At 59.0% G+C, this 24,700-nt stretch carries 27 protein-coding genes; 17 read left to right on the forward strand and 10 right to left on the reverse strand.

The window, feature by feature from the left end:
- Positions 1 to 7: 7 nt before the first annotated feature.
- The 12 genes from ABVS03_RS04955 (at position 8) to hflX (ending at position 11,864) form a co-directional block, all read left to right on the forward strand.
- Positions 8 to 505 carry a YajQ family cyclic di-GMP-binding protein gene (locus tag ABVS03_RS04955; RefSeq protein WP_330971055.1) on the forward strand — a complete coding sequence of 166 codons (498 nt, stop codon included), beginning with the start codon at positions 8 to 10 and terminating at the stop codon, positions 503 to 505.
- Positions 489 to 1,844 carry a 30S ribosomal protein S12 methylthiotransferase RimO gene (gene rimO, locus ABVS03_RS04960; protein WP_330971054.1) on the forward strand — a complete coding sequence of 452 codons (1,356 nt, stop codon included), beginning with the start codon at positions 489 to 491 and terminating at the stop codon, positions 1,842 to 1,844. The genes ABVS03_RS04955 and rimO overlap by 17 nt, the downstream gene beginning before the upstream one ends.
- 1 nt (position 1,845) lies before the next feature.
- On the forward strand, positions 1,846 to 2,439 hold the full coding sequence (pgsA, locus tag ABVS03_RS04965) for a CDP-diacylglycerol--glycerol-3-phosphate 3-phosphatidyltransferase (RefSeq protein ID WP_368018265.1): 594 nt from the start codon (positions 1,846 to 1,848) through the stop codon (positions 2,437 to 2,439).
- Between the two features lie 3 nt (positions 2,440 to 2,442).
- Positions 2,443 to 2,970, forward strand: a complete 528-nt coding sequence (locus ABVS03_RS04970; protein ID WP_368018266.1) for a CinA family protein — start codon at positions 2,443 to 2,445, stop codon at positions 2,968 to 2,970.
- A gap of 189 nt (positions 2,971 to 3,159) precedes the next feature.
- A complete protein-coding gene (gene recA, locus ABVS03_RS04975; protein WP_330971051.1) occupies positions 3,160 to 4,257 on the forward strand; it encodes a recombinase RecA in 1,098 nt (365 codons plus the stop codon).
- A 5-nt stretch (positions 4,258 to 4,262) separates the two neighbouring features.
- A complete protein-coding gene (locus ABVS03_RS04980; protein ID WP_368018267.1) occupies positions 4,263 to 4,940 on the forward strand; it encodes a regulatory protein RecX in 678 nt (225 codons plus the stop codon).
- Between the two features lie 248 nt (positions 4,941 to 5,188).
- Entirely contained in the window at positions 5,189 to 6,772 is a 1,584-nt protein-coding gene (gene rny, locus ABVS03_RS04985; RefSeq protein WP_368018268.1) for a ribonuclease Y, read from the forward strand.
- A gap of 3 nt (positions 6,773 to 6,775) precedes the next feature.
- Positions 6,776 to 7,864, forward strand: coding sequence for an ATP-binding protein (locus tag ABVS03_RS04990; RefSeq protein ID WP_330971048.1), 1,089 nt, complete (start codon positions 6,776 to 6,778; stop codon positions 7,862 to 7,864).
- A 101-nt stretch (positions 7,865 to 7,965) separates the two neighbouring features.
- Positions 7,966 to 8,283 (forward strand): stage V sporulation protein S, encoded by a 318-nt coding sequence (locus ABVS03_RS04995; protein WP_330971047.1) that lies wholly within the window; start codon positions 7,966 to 7,968, stop codon positions 8,281 to 8,283.
- A 1-nt stretch (position 8,284) separates the two neighbouring features.
- Complete coding sequence (miaB, locus tag ABVS03_RS05000; RefSeq protein WP_368018269.1) at positions 8,285 to 9,652, forward strand: tRNA (N6-isopentenyl adenosine(37)-C2)-methylthiotransferase MiaB; 1,368 nt, start codon at positions 8,285 to 8,287, stop codon at positions 9,650 to 9,652.
- Entirely contained in the window at positions 9,649 to 10,572 is a 924-nt protein-coding gene (gene miaA / locus ABVS03_RS05005) for a tRNA (adenosine(37)-N6)-dimethylallyltransferase MiaA (protein ID WP_368018270.1), read from the forward strand. The genes miaB and miaA overlap by 4 nt, the downstream gene beginning before the upstream one ends.
- Positions 10,572 to 11,864 (forward strand): GTPase HflX, encoded by a 1,293-nt coding sequence (gene hflX, locus ABVS03_RS05010; RefSeq protein WP_368018271.1) that lies wholly within the window; start codon positions 10,572 to 10,574, stop codon positions 11,862 to 11,864. Before miaA ends, hflX begins: the two co-directional genes overlap by 1 nt.
- A 25-nt stretch (positions 11,865 to 11,889) precedes the next feature.
- On the opposite strand, the gene ABVS03_RS05015 is transcribed toward hflX, so the two are convergent.
- Positions 11,890 to 12,639 carry a heparan-alpha-glucosaminide N-acetyltransferase domain-containing protein gene (locus ABVS03_RS05015; RefSeq protein WP_368018272.1) on the reverse strand — a complete coding sequence of 250 codons (750 nt, stop codon included), beginning with the start codon at positions 12,637 to 12,639 and terminating at the stop codon, positions 11,890 to 11,892.
- Between the two features lie 4 nt (positions 12,640 to 12,643).
- Positions 12,644 to 13,294: a transcriptional repressor LexA gene (gene lexA, locus ABVS03_RS05020; protein WP_368018273.1), complete on the reverse strand. Its 651-nt coding sequence runs from the start codon at positions 13,292 to 13,294 to the stop codon at positions 12,644 to 12,646.
- A gap of 187 nt (positions 13,295 to 13,481) precedes the next feature.
- On the opposite strand from lexA, the gene ABVS03_RS05025 reads away from it, so the two are divergent.
- From ABVS03_RS05025 to ABVS03_RS05045, 5 genes are all read left to right on the forward strand, one after another.
- The gene (locus ABVS03_RS05025) at positions 13,482 to 13,895 is read left to right on the forward strand and encodes a LysM peptidoglycan-binding domain-containing protein (protein ID WP_368018274.1); all 414 of its coding nucleotides are present in this window, start codon (positions 13,482 to 13,484) and stop codon (positions 13,893 to 13,895) included.
- 119 nt (positions 13,896 to 14,014) lie between these two features.
- Positions 14,015 to 14,464 (forward strand): transcriptional regulator NrdR, encoded by a 450-nt coding sequence (gene nrdR, locus ABVS03_RS05030; protein ID WP_330971040.1) that lies wholly within the window; start codon positions 14,015 to 14,017, stop codon positions 14,462 to 14,464.
- Complete coding sequence (dut, locus tag ABVS03_RS05035; RefSeq protein ID WP_330971039.1) at positions 14,461 to 14,907, forward strand: dUTP diphosphatase; 447 nt, start codon at positions 14,461 to 14,463, stop codon at positions 14,905 to 14,907. Before nrdR ends, dut begins: the two co-directional genes overlap by 4 nt.
- 95 nt (positions 14,908 to 15,002) lie before the next feature.
- On the forward strand, positions 15,003 to 16,316 hold the full coding sequence (locus ABVS03_RS05040) for an NCS2 family permease (RefSeq protein ID WP_368018275.1): 1,314 nt from the start codon (positions 15,003 to 15,005) through the stop codon (positions 16,314 to 16,316).
- Positions 16,317 to 16,514: 198 nt separating this feature from the next.
- Positions 16,515 to 17,462, forward strand: coding sequence for an NAD(P)/FAD-dependent oxidoreductase (locus ABVS03_RS05045; protein ID WP_330971037.1), 948 nt, complete (start codon positions 16,515 to 16,517; stop codon positions 17,460 to 17,462).
- A gap of 344 nt (positions 17,463 to 17,806) precedes the next feature.
- Here ABVS03_RS05045 and ABVS03_RS05050 read toward each other — a convergent pair whose 3' ends face one another.
- The 8 genes from ABVS03_RS05050 to ABVS03_RS05085 form a co-directional block, all read right to left on the reverse strand.
- Complete coding sequence (locus ABVS03_RS05050) at positions 17,807 to 19,432, reverse strand: chloride channel protein (protein WP_368018276.1); 1,626 nt, start codon at positions 19,430 to 19,432, stop codon at positions 17,807 to 17,809.
- A gap of 87 nt (positions 19,433 to 19,519) precedes the next feature.
- A complete protein-coding gene (locus tag ABVS03_RS05055; RefSeq protein ID WP_330971035.1) occupies positions 19,520 to 20,053 on the reverse strand; it encodes an adenine phosphoribosyltransferase in 534 nt (177 codons plus the stop codon).
- Positions 20,054 to 20,080: 27 nt separating this feature from the next.
- Complete coding sequence (locus ABVS03_RS05060; protein WP_368018277.1) at positions 20,081 to 20,866, reverse strand: MerR family transcriptional regulator; 786 nt, start codon at positions 20,864 to 20,866, stop codon at positions 20,081 to 20,083.
- Between the two features lie 4 nt (positions 20,867 to 20,870).
- A complete protein-coding gene (locus tag ABVS03_RS05065; protein WP_330971033.1) occupies positions 20,871 to 21,251 on the reverse strand; it encodes an FHA domain-containing protein in 381 nt (126 codons plus the stop codon).
- Between the two features lie 95 nt (positions 21,252 to 21,346).
- The gene (locus tag ABVS03_RS05070) at positions 21,347 to 21,727 is read right to left on the reverse strand and encodes a RidA family protein (RefSeq protein WP_368018278.1); all 381 of its coding nucleotides are present in this window, start codon (positions 21,725 to 21,727) and stop codon (positions 21,347 to 21,349) included.
- Between the two features lie 23 nt (positions 21,728 to 21,750).
- Positions 21,751 to 22,614, reverse strand: a complete 864-nt coding sequence (locus ABVS03_RS05075; protein ID WP_368018279.1) for a hypothetical protein — start codon at positions 22,612 to 22,614, stop codon at positions 21,751 to 21,753.
- Positions 22,599 to 23,882 (reverse strand): D-alanyl-D-alanine carboxypeptidase family protein, encoded by a 1,284-nt coding sequence (locus ABVS03_RS05080; protein ID WP_368018280.1) that lies wholly within the window; start codon positions 23,880 to 23,882, stop codon positions 22,599 to 22,601. The genes ABVS03_RS05075 and ABVS03_RS05080 overlap by 16 nt, the downstream gene beginning before the upstream one ends.
- A 49-nt stretch (positions 23,883 to 23,931) precedes the next feature.
- A complete protein-coding gene (locus ABVS03_RS05085; RefSeq protein WP_368018281.1) occupies positions 23,932 to 24,663 on the reverse strand; it encodes a CDP-alcohol phosphatidyltransferase family protein in 732 nt (243 codons plus the stop codon).
- Between the last annotated feature and the right edge of the window lie 37 nt (positions 24,664 to 24,700).

A 24,700-nucleotide genomic window follows, 5' to 3' on the forward strand; every position in this document is an offset into this window, starting at 1 on the left:
AGGGAACATGGCAAAGGAATCGAGCTTCGATATCGTTTCCGAAGTCGATCTCATGGAGGTCGACAACGCCTTCCAGCAGGCTCAGAAGGAGCTTTCGCAGCGCTATGACCTCAAGGGCACCGGCTCTTCGATCGAGTACTCGAAGAAGGACGGCACCATCACCATCAGTGCACCGTCCGAGTTCGTCGCTGGCCAGGTTGCCGACATCATGAATTCGAAGGCTGCAAAGCGCGGCATCGATCTTTCTGCCATCAAGTGGCAGGAGGCCGTGCCGGCAGCAGGAGCAACCGTGAAGAAGTGCGCTACCCTTGTCCAGGGCATCGACCAGGACACGGCAAAGCGCATTGCCAAGGATATCCGAGGCACCAAACAGAAGGTCAAGGCGACCGTCGAAGGCGACAAGCTCCGCGTGAGCTCCGCCTCGCGTGATGCGCTGCAGGCCACCATCGCCTATCTCAGAGAGCAGGAATATGGACAGCCGCTCCAATATGTCAACTACCGCTAGCACCGAAGATCCCCGCATCCTCTATATCACGCTCGGCTGCGCAAAGAACGAGGTCGATACCGACCGCATGCGCTCGCTTCTCGGACGTGCTGGGTATGCGGAGACCCATGAGGTGGCAGACGCCGATCTGGCACTGATCAATACGTGCTCGTTCCTCGCTTCGGCGACGTCCGAGTCGATCGAGACAACGCTCCAGCTTGCCGAGGAAGCGACAGACGAAGGCGTCCGTGGCCTTCCCATCGTCATGTGTGGCTGCGTGCCGTCCCGCTATGGTGCAGAGCTTCCCGAAGAGCTTCCGGAGGTCTCGGCCTTCGTGAAGGCTGACGAGGAGGACGGCATCGTCTCGGTCGTGTCGAAGGTCCTCGGCCGCGAAGTGCCCAAGGAGGGTCCTGCCATCGACGCCGGGGCGCTCCGTACGATCGAGGGCGCAAGCGCCTATGTGAAGATCTCTGAAGGGTGCGACCGCTTCTGCGCGTTCTGCGCCATTCCTTATATCCGCGGCCGCTACCATTCGCGTCCGGTCGAGGAAATTCTCGAAGAGGTGAGGCACCTTATGGAGGGCGGTGTCCGTGAGGTCGTGCTCATCGGCCAGGACACCGGCATCTGGGGCTCCGACTTCGAAGACAAGAAGACGCTTGCCTGGCTCCTTCGCCAGGTTGCAGAGGCTGTGCGTCCCTATCATGGCTGGATCCGCGTGCTCTATCTTCAGCCAGAGGGCATGACCGACGAGCTCATCGCGACGATTCGCGATACGCCTGAAGTGCTTCCCTATATCGATATCCCCATCCAGCACTGCTCCGAGAGGATCCTGGCACGCATGGGCCGCTCCGGCTCAGAGCCTGAGCTCCGCGAGCTCTTCGCCAGGCTCCGCCGCGAGATTCCTGGCATGGTGCTCAGGACGACCGGCATGGCAGGATTCCCGGGAGAGACCGACGAGGAGGCAGAGGAGCTTCTCGATTTCCTGAAGGATGAGGAGTTCGACTACACCTCGGTCTTTGCCTACTCGCCCGAGGAAGGCACCCGCGCTGCCGAGATGGAGGACCAGGTCCCCGAAGATGTGAAGATGGAGCGCACCCAGCGCCTCATCGACCTCGCCGAGGAGATGGGCTTCTCTGCAACGGCCAAGCATATCGGCGAGACGGTCGATGTGATCGTCGACGGCATCGAGGAAGGCGACAACGGCCCCGAGCTCATCGGACATGCCTGGTTCCAGGCGCCTGATTCCGATGGCGCGGTGCATATCGAGAGCGGCGAGGCATCTGTCGGCGATATCGTGCGCGTGAAGCTCGTGGACAGCTTCTGCTACGAGCTCGTCGGCGAGCTCCTGGGGAGCGAGTGACGTGGCAGCATCGTCGAAGAAGCTCTGGACACCCGCAAACATCGTCACCTGCATCCGCATCGTCCTCATTCCGGTGTGGTTCATCCTCGCAGCACAGCTACCAGCTGCCACAAGCAGCTTCTCGGTGCCCGCCTTCGGCATCGCGCTCTTCTACATCGTGATATCGGGAACAGACAAGCTCGATGGGTATCTCGCACGCTCGAGAAACGAGGTCACGACATTCGGCAAGTTCCTCGATCCGATTGCCGACAAGCTCGTCGTGATCTTTGCCCTTGTCTATCTCCTCATGGAGGGTTCCATGGGACCCTTCATGCTGCTTGTTGTCATCGTGCGCGAGCTGCTTGTATCGGGCCTGCGCATGGTCGTTGCAGCCAAGGGGGTCGTGATTGCCGCAAGCAATCTCGGCAAGGCGAAGACCGCCACGACAATGGTGGGCATCTGCGGCATGCTTCTGGCGCGCTCCTTCCAAGCGGGCCTCTTCCAGACGGTGCTCTACGGCCTCAGCTGGTGGATACTCGTTGCGGCGACGATCCTCACCATCTGGTCCGGTGTGGACTATCTCGTGAAATCTTGGAGCTACATTACGGAGGGATAGATCATGCAGGGAGATCAAGGCGATATCGAGGTTCCAGACGAGCAGGAGCTCTACAAGGCAGCAGAGCGCGTGCTCGATTTCGGACACAGGAAAGGCCTCACGGTCGGAACGGCCGAGTCCTGCACAGGCGGCCTTGTGACAGGTGCGCTCACGGCAGTGCCTGGCTCGTCCGCTGTCGTGAAGGGCGGCATCACGAGCTATGCGATTCCCGTAAAGCACGCCGTGCTCGGCGTGTCTGATGGCATCCTCGATGCTCCTGGTGTCGGTGCTGTCTCCTCCGAGTGTGCTGAGGCCATGGCAGAAGGCGCCAGGCGCGTCCTTCTGACCGATGTCGCTGTGTCGGTGACGGGCATCGCAGGCCCTGGCGGCGAGGAGCCGGGAAAGCCTGTCGGCACGGTCTGGTTCGGGCTCTCCTGCGGCGGATTCACGAGAAGCGAGATGCACCTCCTTTCAGGCGACCGCAAGACCGTACGCCTGAAGGCAGTACGGATTGCCTTGGGCCTTCTCGCCGAGGGGCTCGAATCGCTCTGATCGAAGATGAAGCCGGCTGGGGGCCAAGGTCTCCGGCCGGCTTTCTGCTCATGGAAGATTCGTGCCAGAAACCTGCCTTCCCGGCATGCGAAGGCTGTCAGGCAGTTCCTGTATGCTGGACAAAGACGATTGACGGCGAACGATTGTTCGTCTAGCATGGCAGAGGCTGGCACAGAGCAAGGAGTAGCAATGGCTAAGAAGACCGTGACACGTGAAGTCCATCAGAAGATGTACGGCGAAGAGCGCGACAAGATGGTGGAAGCGACGACTGCCGAGATCGAGAAGAAGTTCGGCAAGGGCTCCATCATGAAGTACGGCGACGGTGCGCAGAATCTCGATATCGAGGCGATTCCGACAGGATCTCTGGCGCTCGACGCGGCGCTTGGCATCGGCGGCGTGCCACGCGGACGTATCGTAGAGATCTACGGTCCCGAGTCTTCGGGCAAGACGACGCTCTCGCTCGAGATTCTCGCTGAGGCCCAGGCCATGGGCGGTGTTGTCGCCTTCATCGACGCCGAGCACGCCCTGGATCCGGGCTATGCGGCACGCATCGGTGTCGATATCGATGAGGTGCTCATCTCGCAGCCGGATACCGGCGAGCAGGCGCTCGAAATCTGCGACATGCTCGTGCGCTCCGGCGCCATAGACGTCGTGGTCGTCGACTCTGTCGCAGCGCTCGTGCCCCGTGCCGAAATCGAGGGCGAGATCGGCGAGACGACTGTCGGCGCGCAGGCACGTCTCATGAGCCAGGCGCTCCGAAAGCTTGCCGGCTCGCTTGCCAAGTCGAACACGACCTGCATCTTCATCAACCAGCTTCGCGAGAAGATCGGCGTCATGTTCGGCAACCCCGAGACGACGCCAGGCGGCCGTGCGCTCAAGTTCTTCGCATCGGTCCGAATGGATATCCGCCGCATCGACTCTATCAAGCAGAACGGCGAGGTCGTCGGCAACCGTGTGCGCGTCAAGGTCGTCAAGAACAAGGTCGCAGCTCCCTTCAAGCAGGCCGAGTTCGACATCATGTATGGCACGGGCATCTCGAAGGAAGGCTCCATCCTCGACATGGGTGTCGATTACGGTATCGTCGACAAGTCCGGTGCCTGGTTCACCTATGAGGGGGAGCGCTTGGGACAGGGACGCGAGGCTGCCAAGGAGTTCCTGCGCGAGAACCCCGATCTTTCACAGGAAATCGACCACAAGGTACGCGTTGCCTGCGGCCTCGTGCTGGGAGACGAGCGTGTCGGCGAGCCGGTCGTGGATGCCGGCAAGAAGCCGTCTGACGAGGAATAGGCGAGATGGCAACCGAAGCAGAGGCATTCAGCTGGTCCTGCACGATGCCCGAGAAGAAGGCATCCTCCTTCGACCGCAGGCGGCCGCAGGCGACGCTTGAAGCCGATGGCATGGGAAAGAGGAAGATCCCTGTCGAGGTCGCCCGTGCCCTCAAGAAGGCTGAGGCTGACAGGAGCTCTGGCTATATGTCGGCAGACGAGCTCCTTGAAGCCGAGGGCCAGATCGAGGAGCAGTGTGCCTGGCAGAAGACGGCCGAGACCCTGAACAGGCGCGACTGCACGGTATCGGAGCTCACAAAGCGCCTGGCCGAGCGGGGCTACGGACGTCCTGCTATCGACTCTGCGCTTGCAATTGCCCAGAAGAAGCACCTCGTAGATGACAGGAGATATGCGAAGCGCTTCTGCGAGCAGAAGATCCGTGCGGGATGGGGAAGGCGCAAGATCGAGCTCGAGCTGGCGCGGCGCGGCGTTGCGCTCGGCGAGGACATCGGCTGGAGCGAGGCGGCAGGCGACGAGGACGAGGCCGAGCACGCCCTTGCGCTTGCGCGCAGGAAGCATGTCTCTTCTGGCAACGAGTACCAGAAGCTTGTACGCTATCTTGCGGGCAGAGGCTACAGCTTCGAGCTCGCGACGCGTGCCGCAAAGCAGGCGCTTGCCGAGAGGCGCGGCTCAGAAGATATCTGAGCTGCCATCCACAAAAAAAGAAGAGCTTGTGACCTTACGAACATTTGACAGTATAAGATGTCGAACATACGATTGAATTACCAGCTTTGGTGATTCACGCCTTCGGCAAGCTCCGCAAGACGTTGTCCATATAACAATGGTATGTGCGTTCTGGCAGTCTTCCATGCTGCCGGCAGTGACACCTCAGGTGGGAGGGGCCCGCATGTGCGGACTCCGCTGATGAGAAGATGAACGACTGAGGAGTCACCATGACAGTACTAATTGCGATTGCATGTCTGGCGGTGGGTGCCCTCGTCTGCTATTTCGCCGTGACAAGGCAGAGCAGCACGAAGGTGCAGGAAGCACGCCGACAGGTCGATGATGCAAAGGCCGAGGCAGAGAAGCAGCTCGGCGATGCCCGCACCCAGGCAGAGAAGATCACTGCAGATGCCAAGAGCGCAGCCGAGAGCGCGAAGCGCGAGGCCCTGATCGAAGCCAAAGAGAAGATCATGCAGATGCGCCAGGCTTCCCTCAATGAGGAGGAGCAGCGCAAGAACGAGATTCATACGCTCGAGAACCGGCTCGTCCAGCGCGAGGAGTCCCTCGACAAGAGGAACGACTCCCTCGACCGCCGCGAGCACCAGCTCCAGAGCTATCAGGGACAGCTCGACCGCAGGAAGTCCGATCTCGACAAGATGGAAGAGAAGACGACAACCGAGCTCGAGCGCATTGCTGGCCTCTCGAGCGACGAGGCCCACGACGAGCTCATCGGCAAGATTCGCCAGCAGAGCGTGCGCGAGGAGGCACAGATCCTGCGCGAGTCCGAGCAGCGCGTCCGTGCCAAGGCCGACAAGACCGCACGCGAGATCGTCTCAACGGCCATCCAGCGCTGCGCTGCCGACCAGGCAGGCGAGATCACGGTCACGTCCGTCCATATTCCGTCTGATGACCTTAAGGGCCGCATCATTGGCCGCGAGGGCAGGAACATCCGCACCTTCGAGCAGGTTACCGGCGTCTCCCTTGTCATCGACGACACGCCTGAGACCGTTGTGCTCTCGAGCTTCGATCCGGTCCGCCGCGAGACGGCACGCGTCACGCTCGAGAACCTCATCGCAGACGGACGCATCCATCCTGCCCGTATCGAGGACATGTACAAGAAGGCCGAGACCCTCGTGAACGAGCGCGTCCGCGAGGCTGGCGAGCAGGCTGCCTTCGATATGGGTATCCACGACCTGCATCCTGAACTCATCAAGACCTTGGGTGCCCTTCGCTACCGCACGTCCTATGGCCAGAATGTCCTTTCGCACTCCGTCCAGGTCGCGACGCTCTGCGGAATCATGGCTTCAGAGCTCGGCATGGACGAGGCACCGGCAAAGCGTGCAGGACTCCTGCATGACATCGGCAAGGCCATCGACCATGAGGTGGAAGGCCCGCATGCCGTCATCGGTGCAGACCTTGCCCGCCGCTACGGCGAGAAACCGGAGATCGTCCATGCTATCGAGGCACACCACGCAGACGTCGAGCCGGATACGGTCCTCGATGTGCTTGTCCAGGCAGCCGATGCCATCTCCGCTGCACGCCCGGGTGCCCGCCGCGAGTCTGCCGAGAACTACATCAAGCGTCTCGAGAAGCTCGAGGAGATCTCCAATGCCCATGAGGGCGTCGAGCGCACCTACGCAATGCAGGCTGGCCGCGAGCTCCATGTGATGGTCGAGCCCGAGAAGATCTCCGATGCCCAGGCAACGGTGCTTGCCCACGATATCGCGAAGCAGATCGAGGACGAGATGGAATATCCTGGCCAGGTCCGCGTCGTCGTCATACGCGAATCCCGCGCAGTGGATACGGCAAAGTAGGCAATGGGCACAGACGCTGAGAGCCTTGCCGCCTTCATTGCAAAGACGGGACATGCAGCTTCGCTTCGCGTCGAAGAGAGCTACGGTGACGGCTTCGTCCGCCTTCGGGTGGACGAAGCCGAACGTCGTCAGGCGAAGCATGATATCCGTTCTGTCGAAGACGCAGCGATAGAGCTTCTGCGGAATGCACGCGATGCCGGAGCCCATACGATTCTCTTTGCGCTCCAGAAGACCGAAGGCACGCGGACGCTCACGGTTGTGGATGATGGCGGAGGAATCCCTCACGACATGCAGGAACGGATCTTCGATGCCCGTGTCACCTCGAAGCTCGATACGATGCATATGGACGCTTGGGGCGTGCATGGAAGGGGCATGGCGCTCTTCTCGATAAGGCAGAACGCCGAAGCATCCCATGTCGTTGCATCAGATCCAGGCAAGGGCACCTCGATCCAGGTTTCCTTCGATACGGCAAAGATTCCCGAAAAGGCAGACCAGTCGTCCTGGCCCGAGTGCGAGCGGGACGAAGACGGAGCAATCAAGATTGTCCGCGGCCCGCATAACCTCCTGCGCTGCTCCTGCGAGTTTGCGCTCGAGGACAAGGGCGCCTGCGAGGTCTATATAGGCTCTCCTGCAGAGACCATAGCGGCAGCACGCAGACATGTCCGCATTCCGCGCGCTGTACGCGAACGCATCCTCCAGATGAAGATCTGCGACATGCCGCTTCTGCTCCAGCTCCGGCTCGCGCCTGACGCTGAGGAGCTTGCCGATATTGCCTCAGCTCTCGGCCTCGAAATCTCCGAGAGGACCGCGCAAAGGATTCTTTCTGGCGAGATTGCGCCGGCGCAGGGCGCCTATGCGTATCTCAGAGGCAAGAAGGTTTCAGCACGCCGCAGTCCCCGGAAAGTGGACCTCGAGAAGGATGCCCGAAGTATCAAGATCTCGAAGGAAGATCTCGACAAGTTCCGTGGCATGCTTGCGCGCGATTTCCAGTATCTGGAGGATCGCTACTATATCGAGCTTGCAGCACCGCCCGAGGTCCGTGTTTCTTCAGGCCGGCTTTCCTGTACGTTCGAATTTGCCGAGGATGACTAGGCCGTAAAGTATAAGATGTACGAAGTGGTATATGGCAAGACCATATGCAGTGTGTCCCGAGAATGAGGGGCACAAGATAGAGCGAACTTCCAGGAGCAGGTATGGACTTCCTCAAGGTTTCGAGCAAATCTTCCCCCGCATCGGTCGCGGGCGCCATTGCCGGCATGGTGAAGGACGGCGTGCCCGTGAATGTGCAGTGCGTCGGTGCAGGTGCGGTGAACCAGGCCATCAAGGCTGTTGCCATCGCCCGCGGATTTCTCATACCGACAGGAGTCGACATCTCCTGCGCTCCCACCTTCTCCGATATCGAGATCTGCGGCGAGAACAGGACGGCAATCCGCATTGCAATCTACGTCCACAAGCTGACGCCGCAGACACTTTCACAGACAGCCCCTACTGATACGAGGACGGTTTCATAGCATGCAGCATTACCCGCAGTTGGCAGGAAAGACCTACTATGTAAAGACGTTCGGGTGCCAGATGAACTTCCACGATGCTGAGCGGGTGGCGGGCCTGCTTGATTCGTGTGGCTGCCTCGAGGTCGGTACCGTCGAAGAGGCAGATATCGTCGTATTCATGACGTGCTCAGTGCGTGAAGGAGCCGATACGAGGCTCTATGGCACTGCAGCGAATGCAGCAGGGGCTGCGCTTCCGCCTTCCGGCAAGCGCATCGTGGCCGTCGGTGGCTGCGTAGCTCAGCGTGCAGGCGCAGAACTCAAGAAGAACATACCGAGTGTCGATGTCGTCTTCGGCACCGGCGCCTTGGCATCGCTGCCTGAGCTTCTTGTCGAGGCCTACTCGGAGAAGAAGCACAAGGTGCTCGTCGATACGAAGGAAGACACCGAGCATTTCTCGACCGAGCTTCCGAGCCATCGAGAGCTCCGCTATCACGCCTGGGTGCCGATCATGACGGGGTGCAACAACTTCTGCACCTACTGCATCGTGCCGTATGTCCGTGGACGCGAGCGCTCGCGCACGATGGAGTCCATCCTCCTCGAATGCAGCGGGCTTGTCGCTGACGGCGTGCGCGAAATCACGCTTCTGGGACAGAACGTGAACTCCTACGGCACGAACATCTACGGGAAGCCCCGGTTCGCAGAGCTTCTCCGCAAGGTAGGAGAGACCGGTGTCGACCGCATCCGCTTCACGTCTTCGAATCCCATGGACCTCACAGACGATGTCATTGCCGCCATGGCAGAGACGCCCAATGTGATGCCCCAGCTCCATCTTGCTGTCCAGAGCGGCTCTACGAGAGTCCTGAAGGCCATGAACAGGCGCTATACGAGAGAGCAGTATCTCGACCTTGTCGGACGCCTGCGCTCTGCCATGCCGGACCTTGCTCTCACGACCGACCTTATTGTCGGCTTCCCGGGAGAGACAGAAGAGGACTTCGAGGATACGCTTTCACTCGTCCGCGAGGCAGCCTTCGATGCGGCCTATACCTTCATCTACTCGAAGCGCCCGGGAACTCCTGCAGCGAAGATTGAAGATACGACGCCTCACGAGGTCATACAGGAGCGCTTCGACAGGCTGGCACGCCTCGTCGAGGACCTCTCCTACGCATCAAACCAGCGCGATCTTGGTACGGTCTCCGAAGTGCTTGTCGAGGGTCCCTCCAAGAGGAATGACGAGATGCTTGTCGGCCACAGCCGCAAGCTTCAGACCGTTCACTTCCCGCTGCGCGAAGGCCAGAAGGCAGAAGATCTCGTCGGCAAGCTCGTCGATGTGAAGGTCGAGGAAGCGAAGTCCTGGTATCTCGAAGGCACACAGACAGGCGATCCCCGGTGAAAGGCGACCGCGTCCTCTGCATCGTAGGCCCTACTGCATCGGGCAAGAGCGCGCTTGCAGATGAGCTGGCATTCCGTCTTGCAACCTCCGTCATCTCTGTCGATGCGATGCAGGTCTATCGCGGCATGGATATCGGCACAGCAAAGACGCCGGTATCGGAACGCAGGCGTCCGCTCCTTATGGTCGATGTCGCAGATATCGGCGATGCCTATTCTGCGCAGCTCTTCCAGGAGGAAGCGCGCAGCTGCATCGATAGCCTCTGCTCGGAAGGAAAGCTCCCCATCCTCTGCGGTGGTACGGGACTCTACCTTGATGCCACGATAGACGATATGGTCTTCCCGAAGGGCGATACGTCGTCTGAGACGCGCAAACGCTATGAGAAGATGGCTGAAGACGAGGGCAACGAGGCCGTATATGCACTCCTCGAGAGCCGGGACCCTGCTTCTGCCGAACTCATACACCCGAACAATGTGAGACGTGTCATCAGGGCGCTTGAGCTCCTCGATGAGGGAAAGAGCTACGCCGTGCAGCACGCTGGCCTCCATGAACGGGCACCATGGTATAACGCTTCGATCTGGGGCATAGCCATGGATCGCGAGCGACTCTACAGGAGGATCTCAGTGCGCGTGGACCAGATGCTTCAAGACGGCCTCGTGGATGAGGTGGAAGGTCTTGTCGCTGCTGGGTTCAGAGACACGCTTACCGCGATGCAGGCCATCGGCTACAAGGAGATCGTGGACTGCCTCGAAGGCTCCTGCACGCTTCCCGAAGCGACCGAAGAGATCAAGAAGCGCACCCGCCGCTATGCAAAGCGGCAGCTCTCCTGGTTCAAGCGCGATGGCCGCGTGAAATGGCTCGATCTGGACCAGATGGACACGAACGGCGCTGCAGATATGATCATGGAGAAGGAGATGCTCTGATGCCCCGATTCAAGGCGCAGCCGACAAAGCTCGAACCGGAGCGCGCGATTCTTGTCGGTGTCGATACCGGGACCGGCGAATGGTCTCTCGATGAGTCGCTGGCTGAGCTGGGGCGCCTGGTCGAGACAGATGGGGGAGAGGTCGTCGCCACGCTTGCACAGCGTCTCGAGGTTCCTGTGGCGCGCACCTATCTGGGTTCTGGCAAGGCTGAGGAGCTCAGGGACCTTGCGCGCTCTCTCGACGCGGATGTCGTCGTATTCGACGACGAGCTCTCTCCGTCACAGCAGTCAAATCTCGAGAAGATTGTCGGCTCCCATGTGAAGGTCATCGACCGTACTGCCCTCATTCTCGATATCTTCGCTGCCCATGCAACGACGAAGGAAGGACGTCTCCAGGTTCAGCTGGCCCAGGCAAACTACCTGCTGCCGCGTCTGAGAGGCATGTGGAGCCACCTTGTCGGCGAGCAGACGAGAGGTGGCATCGGTTCCAGGTTCGGCCAGGGCGAGAGCCAGCTCGAAGTCGACCGCCGTCTTGTCAGGAAGCGTATCAGCTTCCTCACGCAGGAGCTGAAGGAGCTCTCCTCCCAGCGCCATACCCAGTCAAAGGCACGCTGGGAATCCGGTGTCTGGAGGGTCGCCCTCGTCGGCTATACGAATGCTGGCAAATCGACCATGCTCAACAAGCTTACCGGATCTTCGGTATATGCGAAGGACGAGCTCTTCGCGACGCTGGATCCGACAACACGTGCCATCGAGCTTGAAGAAGGTCGAAAGATCACCATCACGGATACAGTCGGCTTCATCCAGAAGCTTCCGACCCTGCTGGTGGAATCATTCAAGTCGACGCTCTCCGAGGCTATCAATGCTGACCTGATACTCAAAGTCGTCGATATTTCGGACCCGCATGCGGAGAAGGAACTCTCGGTCGTCGACAGCATCCTGAAAGAGATCGGTGCCGACAAGATCAGAAGCGTCGTTGTCTATAACAAGAGCGACCTTGTTCCTGAGGAGGCTCTGCGCCAGCTCGAGGCAATGCATCCGGATGCTGTCTTCATCTCGGCACTCGATGGCAAGGGACTTCGCGGCCTGCTCTTCCGCATCGCACAGGAAGCTGCGAAGGGCGATATAACGATGACAGTGGAAGTGCCGTATGAAAAGGGCATCCTCATGAGCATGCTTCATGAGAGATGCCAGATACTTCATGAGGAATACCACGAAGGCGGGCTCAGAGCTACTGCCAAGGTTCCTGAGCGCCTTGCAGGCACTTTCGAGCCTTACCGTCTGGAGAGCTGAGAAAGCCTCGTGGTGCCGGGATGCATCATAAGAGCTGTGTCCCAGTAGCAGCTGCGCACATGAGAAGAATTGCGGGCTGGTGGAAGATATAGAACACAAGCGGGTGCCTGCCGACGAATTCGAGCGGCGGGCAGGCAAGCTTCCTTGCGGTCTCAGGATATCCCTGCCGCTTCCAGAGCTTTCCCAACGCTGCTCCCGAGAGATACATGAAGAGGAAGGGGAGCACGGGATAGAAGTCGCCCGAGGCAAAGCCTGGTCCAGGAATGCCGAGCCATGCAAGGCCACGTATCTGATAGAGGGCGCGGGGGAGCGGCACGGCAAGGGGAGGAAACCCGAAAGATCCTCTCGGCAGTCCATAAGAGATGAAGAAGGCGACCCAGAGAAGGATGGCAGCTTTCCATCCATCAGGAACATGCCCTGCCTTCTGCAGGAGCGCATAGATGAGCGTGCAGGCGCCCATGCAGAAGATGATGCCGAAATTTATCGGCGTATCGACAGCTGCAATGGTCGTGGCAGCCCAGATAGCTGCAGCAAGTGCCAAATAGCGTCCTGAGCGCTTCAGGTTGTTCCTCGAGAAGCTGCACATGACGCCTGCGATGAAGAGGAAAGTCCAGGAGATGGAGTCTCGCCAGATATCCTCGAAAGGCGGCACAAACCATGCAAGCCTGAAGCCGAAGATAGCAGTCAGGTCATAGCAGGCATGAAACCCCATCATCGAAATGACAGAGAAGCCACGGATGATATCGAAGAGGCGGAGGCGCCTGGATTCCGACACGGCGCTAGCTGATTGAACGGATGAGTGCCGTCACGCGACCCAGGATGCGCGGGTTCTCGGCGTAAATCGGCTCCATCGTGTCGTTCTCCGGCTGGAGGCGGATACGGCCATCTTCGCGGTAGAACGTCTTCACGGTTGCAGAATCGTCGATAAGCGCGACGACGATCTCGCCGTCATGTGCATCGTGCTCTTCCTTCACGACGATGTAGTCACCGTCGAAGATGCCGGCATTGATCATGGACTCGCCATGAACGCGCAGGACGAAAGATGATGCATCGCCGACGATGCTGGTCGGCAGATTGAGGCGCTCTTCAACATTCTGCTCAGCCAGAATCGGCTGGCCTGCAGCGACGCGGCCGACGAGCGGAAGCGAGATCGTATTGCTGTCTGGGTCTTCGGTGACCTTGGCAAGATGCAGGTCCTCGTCGTGCTCGGAAGGATTGTTCACGACCTCGATGGCACGGGGTTTCTTTGAATCCCTCTTGATGAGGCCCTGCTCCTGGAGGACCTGGAGATGCATATGCACGGTCGAAGGCGATGCCAGACCGACTGCGGCGCCAATCTCGCGTACCGAGGGTGGATAGCCATGCTCGGCGCTATAGGAGCAGATGTACTCGTAGATGCTTTGCTGGCGCTTGCTGAGCTTCTTCTTCATGGGAGTCCTCCTTTTCCCTGGTTCCATCATACGATATTTCACATTAATCTGCAAACAAATGTTCTGATAACTATTGACACGTACTAGTGTTCGAGCAATAGTATACAAAACAGATGTTCGCTCATGCAATGCTGTCGGCGGCGATTGCTATAAACGTCAGCAGCAACGATGAGAGAAAGGCTCCAACATGATCGATGGAAACAGCGCACTGTTCGATGGAAACGCAGCACTTGCAATGGACCCAGCACCCGCATTCGTCCTGCACGAGGGAAGGGCGCCTCGCGCGGAACAGGCAAAGCCTGGACGCGGCAGCAAGGTCTTCACTGTTCTGGCTGCCGGAGCAATCGCCGCTGCATTCCTCGGCGCTTGGTATGCAGGAGATGCACTCCAGAATGCAAGGCTTCGCCAGGCAGAGGCTTCCATCGAAACGGAGAGCTATACAGTGAAGGACCAGGATACGCTCTGGAGCATTGCTGCGGCACATGGTGCTGACGGCATGAGCACCGACCAGATGGTACACTGGCTCCAGGACGAGAACGGCCTGGATTCCTCTTTCCTCCAGCCGGGCCAGACGCTTACCGTTTCTGCTGCTCAGGCATAAGCTGCGACCGTCTTAACGGCGAATTGCTGTATTACATTTCGACTCAAATTTAAATATGGACAGCGCGGACCCCGCTTTATGTGATATGTTCTTTCTGTTGAAGAGCACAAGGGGGATTCATGCGCTGTCCAAAGTGCGGGTGCGAAGAATCGAAGGTAGTAGATTCGAGGCCCTCTGAAAACAACGATGCCATTCGCCGCAGGCGTGAATGCATCCAGTGCGGCTACAGGTTCACGACCTATGAAAGGCGAGAGGAGACTCCGCTTACTGTCCTCAAGAAGGATGGCACCAAGGAGACATTCAACCGCCAGAAGCTCATGCGCGGCCTTGTTGCCGCAACCGTCAAGAGGAACATTCCTATATCGAAGCTCGATTCGCTTATCGACGATATGGAATCGGAGCTTCGTGATTCCGGCGTCTCCGAAGTGAGCTCGAAAGAGATTGGCGACATGGTGCTCAAGCGCCTCGTGAACCTCGATAAGGTTGCCTATGTGCGCTTCGCTTCCGTCTATCGCGACTTCAAAGATATCGATGAGTTCAACGAAGAGCTGAGGAGCCTGAGCAAATGAGCGAAGACCATATCATCCTGCCGATAAAGCGCCTTGACGAAGAAGTGGAACTGCCAAGCTACGCCTATGAGGGTGATGCTGGTCTCGATCTGCGTTCCGCCGAAGATGTGGTCCTGAAGCCGTTCGAGCGCCGTCTTGTGAGCACAGGCCTCGCCATCGCCATTCCTGATGGCTATGCAGGCTTCGTGCAGCCACGAAGCGGCCTCGCGCTTCGTGAGGGCCTGTCGATGGCAAACACCCCAGGCCTCATCGATGCCCATTACCGTGGCGAGCTCAAGGTCTGCGCCATCAATCTCGACCCCGAAAGAGAGATTCATATCACGAAGGGCGAGCGCATAGCCCAGCTCGTCATCCAGAAAGTCCCCCGCGTCAGCCTCATGGAAGTCGATTCGCTTGATGAGACAGACCGCGGAGTGGGCGGATTCGGATCTTCCGGCGCCTGAGAGGGGCGTCGTCGATCGGCATGCAGCGCCCGTTTCCGAGCCGGGCGCCGCATGCTTTCCCTGCAAGGTTTTTCAAATAGGAAAGGACCTCAAGGATGGAGCAATTCTTCAAGCTCAAGGAGCGTGGAACGTCTGTCGGCCAGGAAGCACGTGCCGGCCTTACAACGTTCCTGGCGATGGCCTACATCATCGCCGTCAACCCCGCACTCATGGTCATCGCGGGCGTGCCTGCCAATGCTGCCGTCACGGCAACGTGCATCGGCGCCGGCATCATGACGATCCTCATGGGCGTCTTCGCAAACCGCCCGCTTGCCTGCGCTTCCGGCATGGGCATCAACGCAATTGTTGCCTTTTCGCTCACCGCTCTTGATGGCGGAGACTGGCATGCCTCCATGGCAGTCATCTTCATCGAGGGCATCGCGATCCTCGTCCTCGTTCTCTGTGGCCTGCGCGAGGCTGTCATGGATGCAATCCCTGTGCCTCTTCGCCATGCCATCTCCGTTGGCCTTGGCCTCTTCATCGCAATGATCGGCCTCAAGGACGGCGGTATCATCGTCGCCAGTGAGTCCACGATGGTGAGCCTCGGCGAGGTGACGAGCCCGACCTTCATCGTCGGCCTCATCTCCATCATCGCCACGGTCATCCTTTATACGATGGAGGTGCCGGGCTCCCTTCTCATCGGCATCATCATCGCTGTCATCGCTGGCATTCCTCTGGGCGTCACGGCTGCTCCTAACGGCGTCGTTTCCGCTCTCGACTTCTCGAGCTTCGGCGCTCCGTTCCAGACCGATGCCAATGGTGTCATGGGCATCGCGAAGGTCATAACGACGCCCATCCTTCTTGTCTATGCCTTCTCGCTCATGATGTCCGACTTCTTCGACACGATGGGCACTGCCATGGCAGTCGCCAAGCAGGGCGACTTCCTGAACGACGATGGCTCTGTCGAGGACATCAAGCAGATTCTGGTCGTCGACTCCGCAGCTGCTGCTGTGGGCGGCTTCTGCGGCGCTTCCTCCATCACGACATTCGTCGAGTCTTCCTCGGGCGCAGCTGATGGTGGCCGCTCCGGCTTGACCTCGGTCTTCACCGGCATCTTCTTCATCATCGCTGCCTTCTTCGCACCGATCATCACCGTCGTGAGCTCCGCTGCAACCTGCGGCGCCCTCGTGGTCGTCGGCTACCTCATGATGGGCGACGTCGTCGACATCGACTGGACGAAGATCACGGATGCCTTCCCGGCATTCCTCATCATCGCCGGCATCCCGATGACGTACTCGATCTCCAACGGCATCGGCTTCGGCTTCATCGCCTATGTCCTCATCAACCTCGCGACCGGCAAGGCAAAGAACATCAAGCCGCTCATGTGGGTTGCAACCATTGCCTTTGTGGTCTACTTCCTGCTTGTCTAGCAGATAGGGCCACAAATCGCCTCTCAGAGCCTTCTGGCATGCAGCCTATCTGCTGCTGGAAGGCTCTTTTCTCTTGCAAAGATATATTGCGCGCAATATAATATGGATATGCTATGTGGGGGATAGCAATCTCATGTATAGACCATGCCCCCAAGGGGCATCCTTTGAGCAGCGAATACAAGAGCAAGGAGATATGCCATGAGCGATAAAGTACTCGATCTTGTCATTGTCGGTGCAGGTCCTGCAGGACTCACCGCATCCATCTATGCGCAGCGCGCAATGCTTGACAGCGTCGTCCTCGAGCAGGAAGCCGTGGGTGGCCAGATCATGCTGACCGCCGATGTGGACAACTATCCAGCAGTGCCGCATACGTCAGGCTTCGAGCTTGCTGACGCGATGCGCGGCCAGGCTGAGGACCTTGGTGCAAAAATCGTATCCGACCAGGTGAGCTCCATCACGCAGGACCCTGAGACGAAGATCTTCACGGTCACGACGGCGGAGGGCACCTATGAGTCCAAGACCGTCATCCTGGCAGGCGGCGCGACTCCTCGCCATGCCGGCTTCGAGGGCGAAGAGAAGCTTGGCGGCCACGGCGTGTCGTACTGCGCCACGTGCGACGGCATGTTCTACCGCAACAAGCAGGTCTTCGTGATTGGCGGCGGCAACTCAGCCCTCGAGGAGGCGCTGTTCCTGACGCGCTTTGCCTCCAAGGTCACTGTCATCGTCCGCAAGGACCATGTCCGCGCCCAGGCTGCTGTCCTCAAGAAGATCGAGGAGAACGAGAAGGTAGAGATTCGCTACATGACAAGCGTCGTGAAGCTCGAGGGCGAGACGCTTCCTGAGCGCATCACGTTCAGGAACAATGAGACCGGCGAAGAGACGACCGAGACATATCCGGCTGGCTCCTTCGGCGTGTTCGTATTTGTCGGCCGCGTGCCGGCCACGAAGCTCATCGAGGGCATGGCAGATCTCGACGAACGTGGCTATGCTGTGGCAGACGAGACTGGCAAGACGAAGACGCCGGGCCTCTTTGTTGCAGGAGACATCCGCGAGAAGAAGCTCCGCCAGATCGTGACGGCTACAGCCGATGGCGCAAACGCTGCGACTGCTGCAGCAGAGTATCTCGGCCAGCACATCGATTCGTGAGAAGGCTTCCGAGATAGTATATATGCTTCGAGAGGGGTCTGGAGAGAGCAGCTCCAGTCCCCTCTCTTTTCGTCCAGAAATGTCTGATAATATATCTTATGTAAAGTAAGACTCTCAGAAGCTTCTACATAGATGCTCCCCTTGCTATCATGATGGGGCCTTCAAGGCACTTTAGGCCATATTCCTCTAAGAGCTTCTGAGAGGCATTCTAAGACGCCGATATATCCCAAACACAACGATGTTCATGTATGACTGCTAGCGTGGCTCAAACAGGCTCTCAGAGCCTTGTTTTGCAGCATGCCATATGAATTTGTCTCATGGACAAATCCAAAGCGGGAATATGGCTATGAATGGTCCTGCGGGCTTCCATCCGTATCTGCCGTGCCTTCGATATCGCGTCTGAAGATGATCGGCCGACAGAGTTCCTGAATCTTTCTGTCATCTTCCAGCAATGACGATTTGGGGACTATGGCAGTGATGACATCAGTGGGTTCGAGCTTCGTCGTGCCGTGCGGCGTGATACGCTCGCCCGCACGCTCCACAAGTACGATGAGCGTACCCTTCGGCCACGGCAGCTCTGCCACGGTCCTGTTCTCAGCCTGGCTGCCAAGCGCTACATGATAGGTCCTGAGTGCAATGCCGTGCTCTTCCTGTGCCGCAATTTCCGGGTCGAGGTTGCCCAGAAGCTTGGTGAGCAGATGCTCGTAGAATGCGTCGATTTTGAGCAGATTCGCCGTGACGAAGGCAATCATTGCGACGATGCTTACGGACAGCAGATTCTCGAGGCTTCCTGTCAATTCGAACACAAGTACGATTGCGGTCACAGGGGCCCTCACGACCGCTGCAAAGAGCCCTGCGATGCCGAGATAGATGAAGTTCATCATATAGAGCGTCGACGTGCCGCCGACAGCGTTTGCAAGATGGCAGAAGAGCGCGCCTGCAAGCGAACCCATGACGACAAGCGGGAAAAGAGTGCCGCCAGGTGCGCCCGAAGCGAAGCTGATGGTCGTGAAGAGATACTTCCCTATCAGCAGGAAGAGGATTGCCTCCCAGGTGAGTGCCGTCGGATTCATGAGCTTCTCGATGATGGCATCGCCGCCGCACATGAGGTCGGGCAGCGTGAAGGCAATGACGCCGGAGATGGCAAAAGGAATGGCGAGCCTGCTATAGGGTACCCAGTGCTTGATCTTCCCATAGAGCGCCTGGCAGCCGAACATGCCAGCGTTGTGGAGCGCACCCAGGATGCCGCAATAGATGCCCATGACAGCGACGAGCGGGTATGAGACGTGCGGCAGGTTCGTGACGAGCGCAAAGTTGAGCGTTGGCTTCACGCCGAGCACCTGAGAGACAAGGAAGTCTGACATGATTGCTGATGCCATCGCCGTGATCACCAGGGATGCCGAGAAGACCTTGTGGATCTCTTCGACGGCGAAAAGGACGCCGGTAAGCGGCGCATGGAAGGCTGCTGCCATGCCCGCTGCAGCGCCGCAGGTCACGAACAGCGACTCGTGGTCGCGGTCCTTGTGGAGGGCCTTCGAGACTGCCTTTCCTCCCATGCCGCCGAGCATGACGGAAGGACCTTCACGGCCAAGCGAGAGGCCGGCAAAGGCACAGAGCGTGCCTTCGGCGAACTTTGCTGACATGACACGGTACCAGGGCATATCGATGCGCCCTATGGCTTCTGCATCGGTCTGCGGAATGCCCGAGCCCTGCGTATAGGGCTCCCAGAGCAGGAGCTTCGAGACGATGATGAGGACGGCTGCGAGCGTGACGAACCAGAGAAGGATCTGGAGAGGATGGCCTGCTGCGGCTCCGGTGATGCCTCTCATGAGCTTCTCTGCGCCCGAGAGCGCCATGCGATAGAGCACGACGATGCCGCCGCCGGCAAGGCCGACAAGGGCGCCTTCGAAGACGAGCCGGGCCTGGTTCGGACGGGAAAGGCTTCTCTCGAGATATCCCAGATGCTTCACGCGGCCTATCCTCCCAGATAAAGAAAAGGAAGCTGCCGGCATGCATTCCGGCAGCTTCCAGAAATCGATGCTAGCTCTAGGATAGCCCTACTGCACCTGGATGAGGGTGAAGACTTCCTCGTCGTACTTCTTGGCGATCTCCTCGCGCGGATGGAGATAGGTGAGCTCGAGCATGAAGGAGAAGCCGGCGACCTTGGCGCCGCTCTTCTCGACGAGCTCTGCCGTAGCGACAGCCGTGCCGCCGGTGGCGACGAGGTCGTCGACGATCAGAACACGGTCATCAGGCGTGAGAGCGTCCTTGTGGATCTGGAGCTCATCCGTGCCGTACTCGAGTGCGTAGGTCTGCGAATAGACCTCGCGCGGAAGCTTGCCGGGCTTTCTTGCCGGGACAAAGCCAGCATTGAGCCTGTAGGCGACAGGGGCGCCCACGAGGAAGCCGCGGGCCTCAGCGCCGACGACCTTCGTGATGCCCTTGTTGATGAAGTGATCGGCGATATCGTCGATGGCTGCAGCCATGCCCTGGGCATCGGCGAACAGCGGGGTGATGTCCTTGAAGATGACGCCTGGTTCAGGATAGTCAGGAATGCTGACAATCAGGCTCTCGTAATCGACGCTCGACAATGCAGGTCCTTTCCTTGGGTGATCGGTCTATCTATGTTCCAGGACATCTTGCTGGTCTGAGCCGAGCTCCATGTCCTTGAAAGCCTTGCTGAGCATGCGGCGTATCAGCGTATCGCGGATCGTGTCCGTGAGCGCAAGCACTTCGTCGGTTGCCTGAGCGAACTCGATGCGCTGGGAAGCGGAGGGGTCCTCTCCCCTCTTGGCATAGAGCGTTCCGAGCGCCTGCTCGAACATGCCCTCCTCGCGGTTCGCTGCGACGACATACATGCGGAGATTTCTGGGTCCTATGCCGTAATGGCGGAGACGCTCGGCTGCACGGATGATCGTGAAGTCCTTGCCGTCCACCAGGTCTCTGCCATGAGGCGATTTCCTGAGTGTCAGGACGCCGGCATCGGCGAGCTGGCGCACGAAGCTCACGGGAGCTCCGGTAAGCTCGGGCATGCGGTCGATCGGATGGAGCTTTGAGATCGTCTCCTCGTCGTCCAGAGGAAGAGACGCGACGGTGCTCGCGCCCTGTGCCTGCGCTTCCTGGGAGAGCGCCTGCTCGAGCTCTGCTGTCGTTGCATTCTCGTGCTTGCCGAGCTCTTCCTTGATGACGGAAAGCGGCATGAAGCGCGTCTTCTGGAGGTACAGAATCGTCTCGAGGCGTTTCACATCGCGCTGTGAGTAGAGACGGTATCCGCCAGGGGTCCTGGCAGGAGTCAGGAGCCCTTCATCCTCGAGATAGCGTACCTTCGAGATGGAGAGCTCGGGATATTCAGGCTGCAGCTTCTTGACGACCTTGCCGATTGTCAGATATCCCGCATCTGCCATGCGTCTACGCTCCGGTCTCGATTCTCGAGGGGATGCGGTTCGTATGGAAGATCAGGCGGAAGGTGCCGATCTGGATGGTGGAGCCATCCTTGATATAGGCCTTGCTGATGATTGCGCCATCCACCCACGTGCCGTTGAGCGAGCCCAGGTCCTGAATCGTGACAGCTCCGGAGTCGAGGCCGGAAAGATCGATCACGGCATGATGCCTCGAAACCGTCATGTCGTTCAGGAAGATGCTGTTGGAAGGATCGCGGCCAAGCGTGATCTCGGGATCTTCAAGCTCGAAGGTCTCGCCGCTCTGGGGACCCTTGACGATGGTGAGCGAAGGGTGCTTCCGCCGTGCCGCACCCATGAGATCGGGAATCGTGGCATCGGTTGCTGGCATACGGAAAATTTCAGTCTTATCGCCCTCGGGAGGGTTTGCTTGAGGCTGCATTGAGGCTCCCTTCACAGTGCTTCTTCAACATTTCTATTCTAGCGCTATCTGCAGGCGACACAGTCCATCTCGATGAGGGCATCGAGAGGAAGTTTCGAGACCTCCACGACGGAGCGTGCGGGGGCCGGCCTTCCGAACCGTTCTGCATAGACGGCATCCATTGCGGCAAAGTCCTCCATATGCGCAAGATAGACCGTTGTCTGCGCGACATCGGAAAGCTGGCAGCCTACTTCGGCAAGCAGCTGCTCGGCCAGATCGATGACGCGGTTTGTCTGATCTTCGATGCCTCCTGGGACAAGACATTCCGGGTTGACCTTGTCGAGGGCGATCTGTCCCGATATGAAGACGAAGCGTCCTGCAGTCGTTCCCTGAGAGCTCGATCCCATAGCGTCAGGGAAGCCGTGGGCATTGATGGCATACTTCATGAAGACCTCCTCGAGATGCTATCTCAGGACAGAAGCGCGCGGGCGCCGACGAAATCATGGTCCTTCCTCATGATTCCCCAAGCCTTTAGGCTCGATGCATCCACCTCATGGGGTTCTGCATCGAGCAGGAGCTTGCCCCAGGGCAGCGTCTCGGAAAGACGCTGCCGGCAGACAACGCGCCCCACCGGTGTGAGTGCCTGGAAGGAAAGAAGGCTCCTCCAGACGATGCGTGCGTATGAAGGAGGAACGAGCACGAGGTAGCTCGGCCGGCTATCAAGCTCAGGCGAGAGCACGAGCGTCGCTATCGTCCCATCGAGCGATACGTCGGAGATATGTCCAGCACGGGGCAGCTCATCGTCTTTCCTCACATAGTCGTGCAGGATGGATGTGGTAGCATCGCCCCAGAGAAGGAGCGGCACGAGTGCGGTGCTCTCCTCTTCAAGATCGAGTGCAGCGTAGGGACGGTAGCCATTCTGCTCGATATCCGACAGGAACGAGAGCCATGCTGCAAGAAGATCGGCAGAAGGGCTCGCGTCCCAGAGCACGTATTCCTCGTCTCCGGTCCTTGCCAGAAGCGGCACGGAGACCAGCCTGCCATCGCCCATAAAGACAGGCTCGAAGGCGCACTCCCCGACTGCAAGCTTACTGCCGCCAAAGGCAGCAGAGCAGAAGGCTCCTGCCGCAGTTCCTGCGATCCTCAGCGCATAGAGGCCCGAAAGATCGCAGAGCGCCGTGCCATCTGCAAGCGCTGTTGCCTCTGCGTCCTGATCGGCATAGCGAAGAGGCACGTCCGGGCCTTCTTCGTCCAGAGATCCCATGAGGGCGCCGAGCAGAAGATGCTCTGCCTCGAGGACGATCTTCTCTTCTTCGTTCACTTCATCTGCCATGCGGCAAAACCAGCTTCCATTGGAATGAGTATTTCATCGATGCTGCGCTGCTTGGGATATGGATATCCCGCCACATAGGTGGCCTCGGCAACCTGGCGTGTGCCCTGCGTCCAGACGATGCTCTGCCAGCAGGAGCCGGGAAGCGCTGCTGCCTGCGTGCTCGTGATGCTGGTCTCCACGATGTCGTCTCCACCGTACTCTGCATAGCCTGTGACAGACTCGATAGGTGTAGCATCGAGAACCCAGCCGAAGTGGTCGGCAAAGGTAAGCGTGGCTGCCTTCGTGCTGGCTTCTGCCAGCGGCAGCGTCTCAAAGGCATCGGAGAATGCCCACGAGATGAGTGCCTTCGTATCCGTGAAGCGGCCTTCTTCTGTTGTGCAGCCAAGGACGCACGTATAGACCCTTGTGCCGTCCTGCTCATAGGCACCGAGGAAGGCTGTGCCGCTCTCGACTGCGCCGGTCTTGATGCCGAGCATGCCTGCAGCCGTCTGGAGCAGCGTATCTGTGCTCTTGAACGTCTTCTGCGTGCCGCCGATTGCGGTAGTGACCGAAGAGCGGCGTATCGTCTGCGCGATGACGGGATAGTTCGCAAGCGCATACCGGCCCATGAGGGCAAGGTCTGCGGCTGCCGAGTAGTGGCCATCCTCCTCGAGGCCTGAGGGATTCATGAAATGCGTGTGGGTCATGCCGAGCTCTTGAGCTTTGGCATTCATGGCTGCGACAAAGGCCTCGCGGCTGCCAAGGACATTGGCAGCAAGCTCTTCTGCTGCATCGTTTGCCGAATAGACGAGCATGACCTTCAAAAGCTCGCGCACGGTCGTCACATCTCCTGCAGCATAGCCGGCAGCCTGGGCGCCTTCCTCGAGCGTGATGTCAGAACAGATAACCGGCATATCAAGATCATCGACATTGTCGAGCACGACCATTGCTGTCATGATCTTCGTAATCGATGCCATGGGCATCTCGGCGTCGGCATTCTCTTCCCAGAGCACATTGCCGTCGCTATCCGTGACGATGGCCGCCTTTGCCTCAGAGAGCGTAGGTGCGGTCCCCTTGGAGGCGCTGACTGCACGGGTGATGGTCGCGGTCCTTGTTGCTGAAGCAGAAGATGGGGCCGGGGTGGCTGAGTTCCGAGGCAGGAAGACGCAGACCGCCAGGAGCGCCACGGCAGCAGCGGCGCAGACAAGAGCGATGAGGACTGCTTGCCTGCGGCTTTCAGTCTTGCTGCCCGGCTGCTTCGTAAGATGCTTCGCGTGCTGCTGCTTCATGCTCTTTGCTTTCCTGCCAGAGGCTTCCTGCTTCGATCTTCTGGCCTCGCTATTGCTCTTCCTGCTCCCGTGCGGCAAGCGCTTCGTGCTTGTAGCCGATGCCTTCCTTCGTATAGATGACGGCAGTGATTGTCGAGGTGATTATGCCGACATAGACGAAGAAGATGCCGAGAGGCGCCGCGACGCTGTTGAGTCCTGGCAGCCAGGAGGCAGAGACGAGCCCCAGTCCGTGGATGACAGGAGCGCCGAGCAGAAGGTCGCAGAAGCCGAACATCAGAAGCGCTGTCGTGACCTTGCCGATATAGATGACATCGACGGGACGCTTGCGGTACTTCTGGAGGGCAAGCATGCCGAAGAACAGGTAGACGTCGCGTCCGATTACGAAGATGGCAACCCAGAGCGGAAGCTCGCCGGTGATCACAAGGCCAAGGACGCCTGTGAAGAGAAGGATGCGGTCCATGATGGGGTCGGAAATCTTGCCGAGCCAGCTTACCGTCTGCGTGCGGCGTGCAACCTGGCCGTCGAGGAAGTCTGTGACTGCTGCCACTGCATAGCAGGTGAGCGCTGCCACCCTGTGCTCATGCTGGGTGAAGAGCACGAGGAAGACGATTGTCAGGATGAAGCGGCAGAGCGTTATGACGTTCGCAACGGTGAGAATCTGGTTCGAAGGGTTGTCGGGAGTGCCAACAGGACCCAGATCCTGCCCGGCTTCCTGCTTCGCAAGAACTTCGGGTGCGACCTTCGCCTTTGCGCTGCGTTCTATCTGTTTTCTCAATGACAAAGCGTTGCCTCATGTCTTTCAATCGAGCTCGTGACTT

The organism is Olsenella sp. AGMB03486, assembly GCF_040884255.1.
GTDB classification, from domain to species: domain Bacteria; phylum Actinomycetota; class Coriobacteriia; order Coriobacteriales; family Atopobiaceae; genus Olsenella_L; species Olsenella_L kribbiana.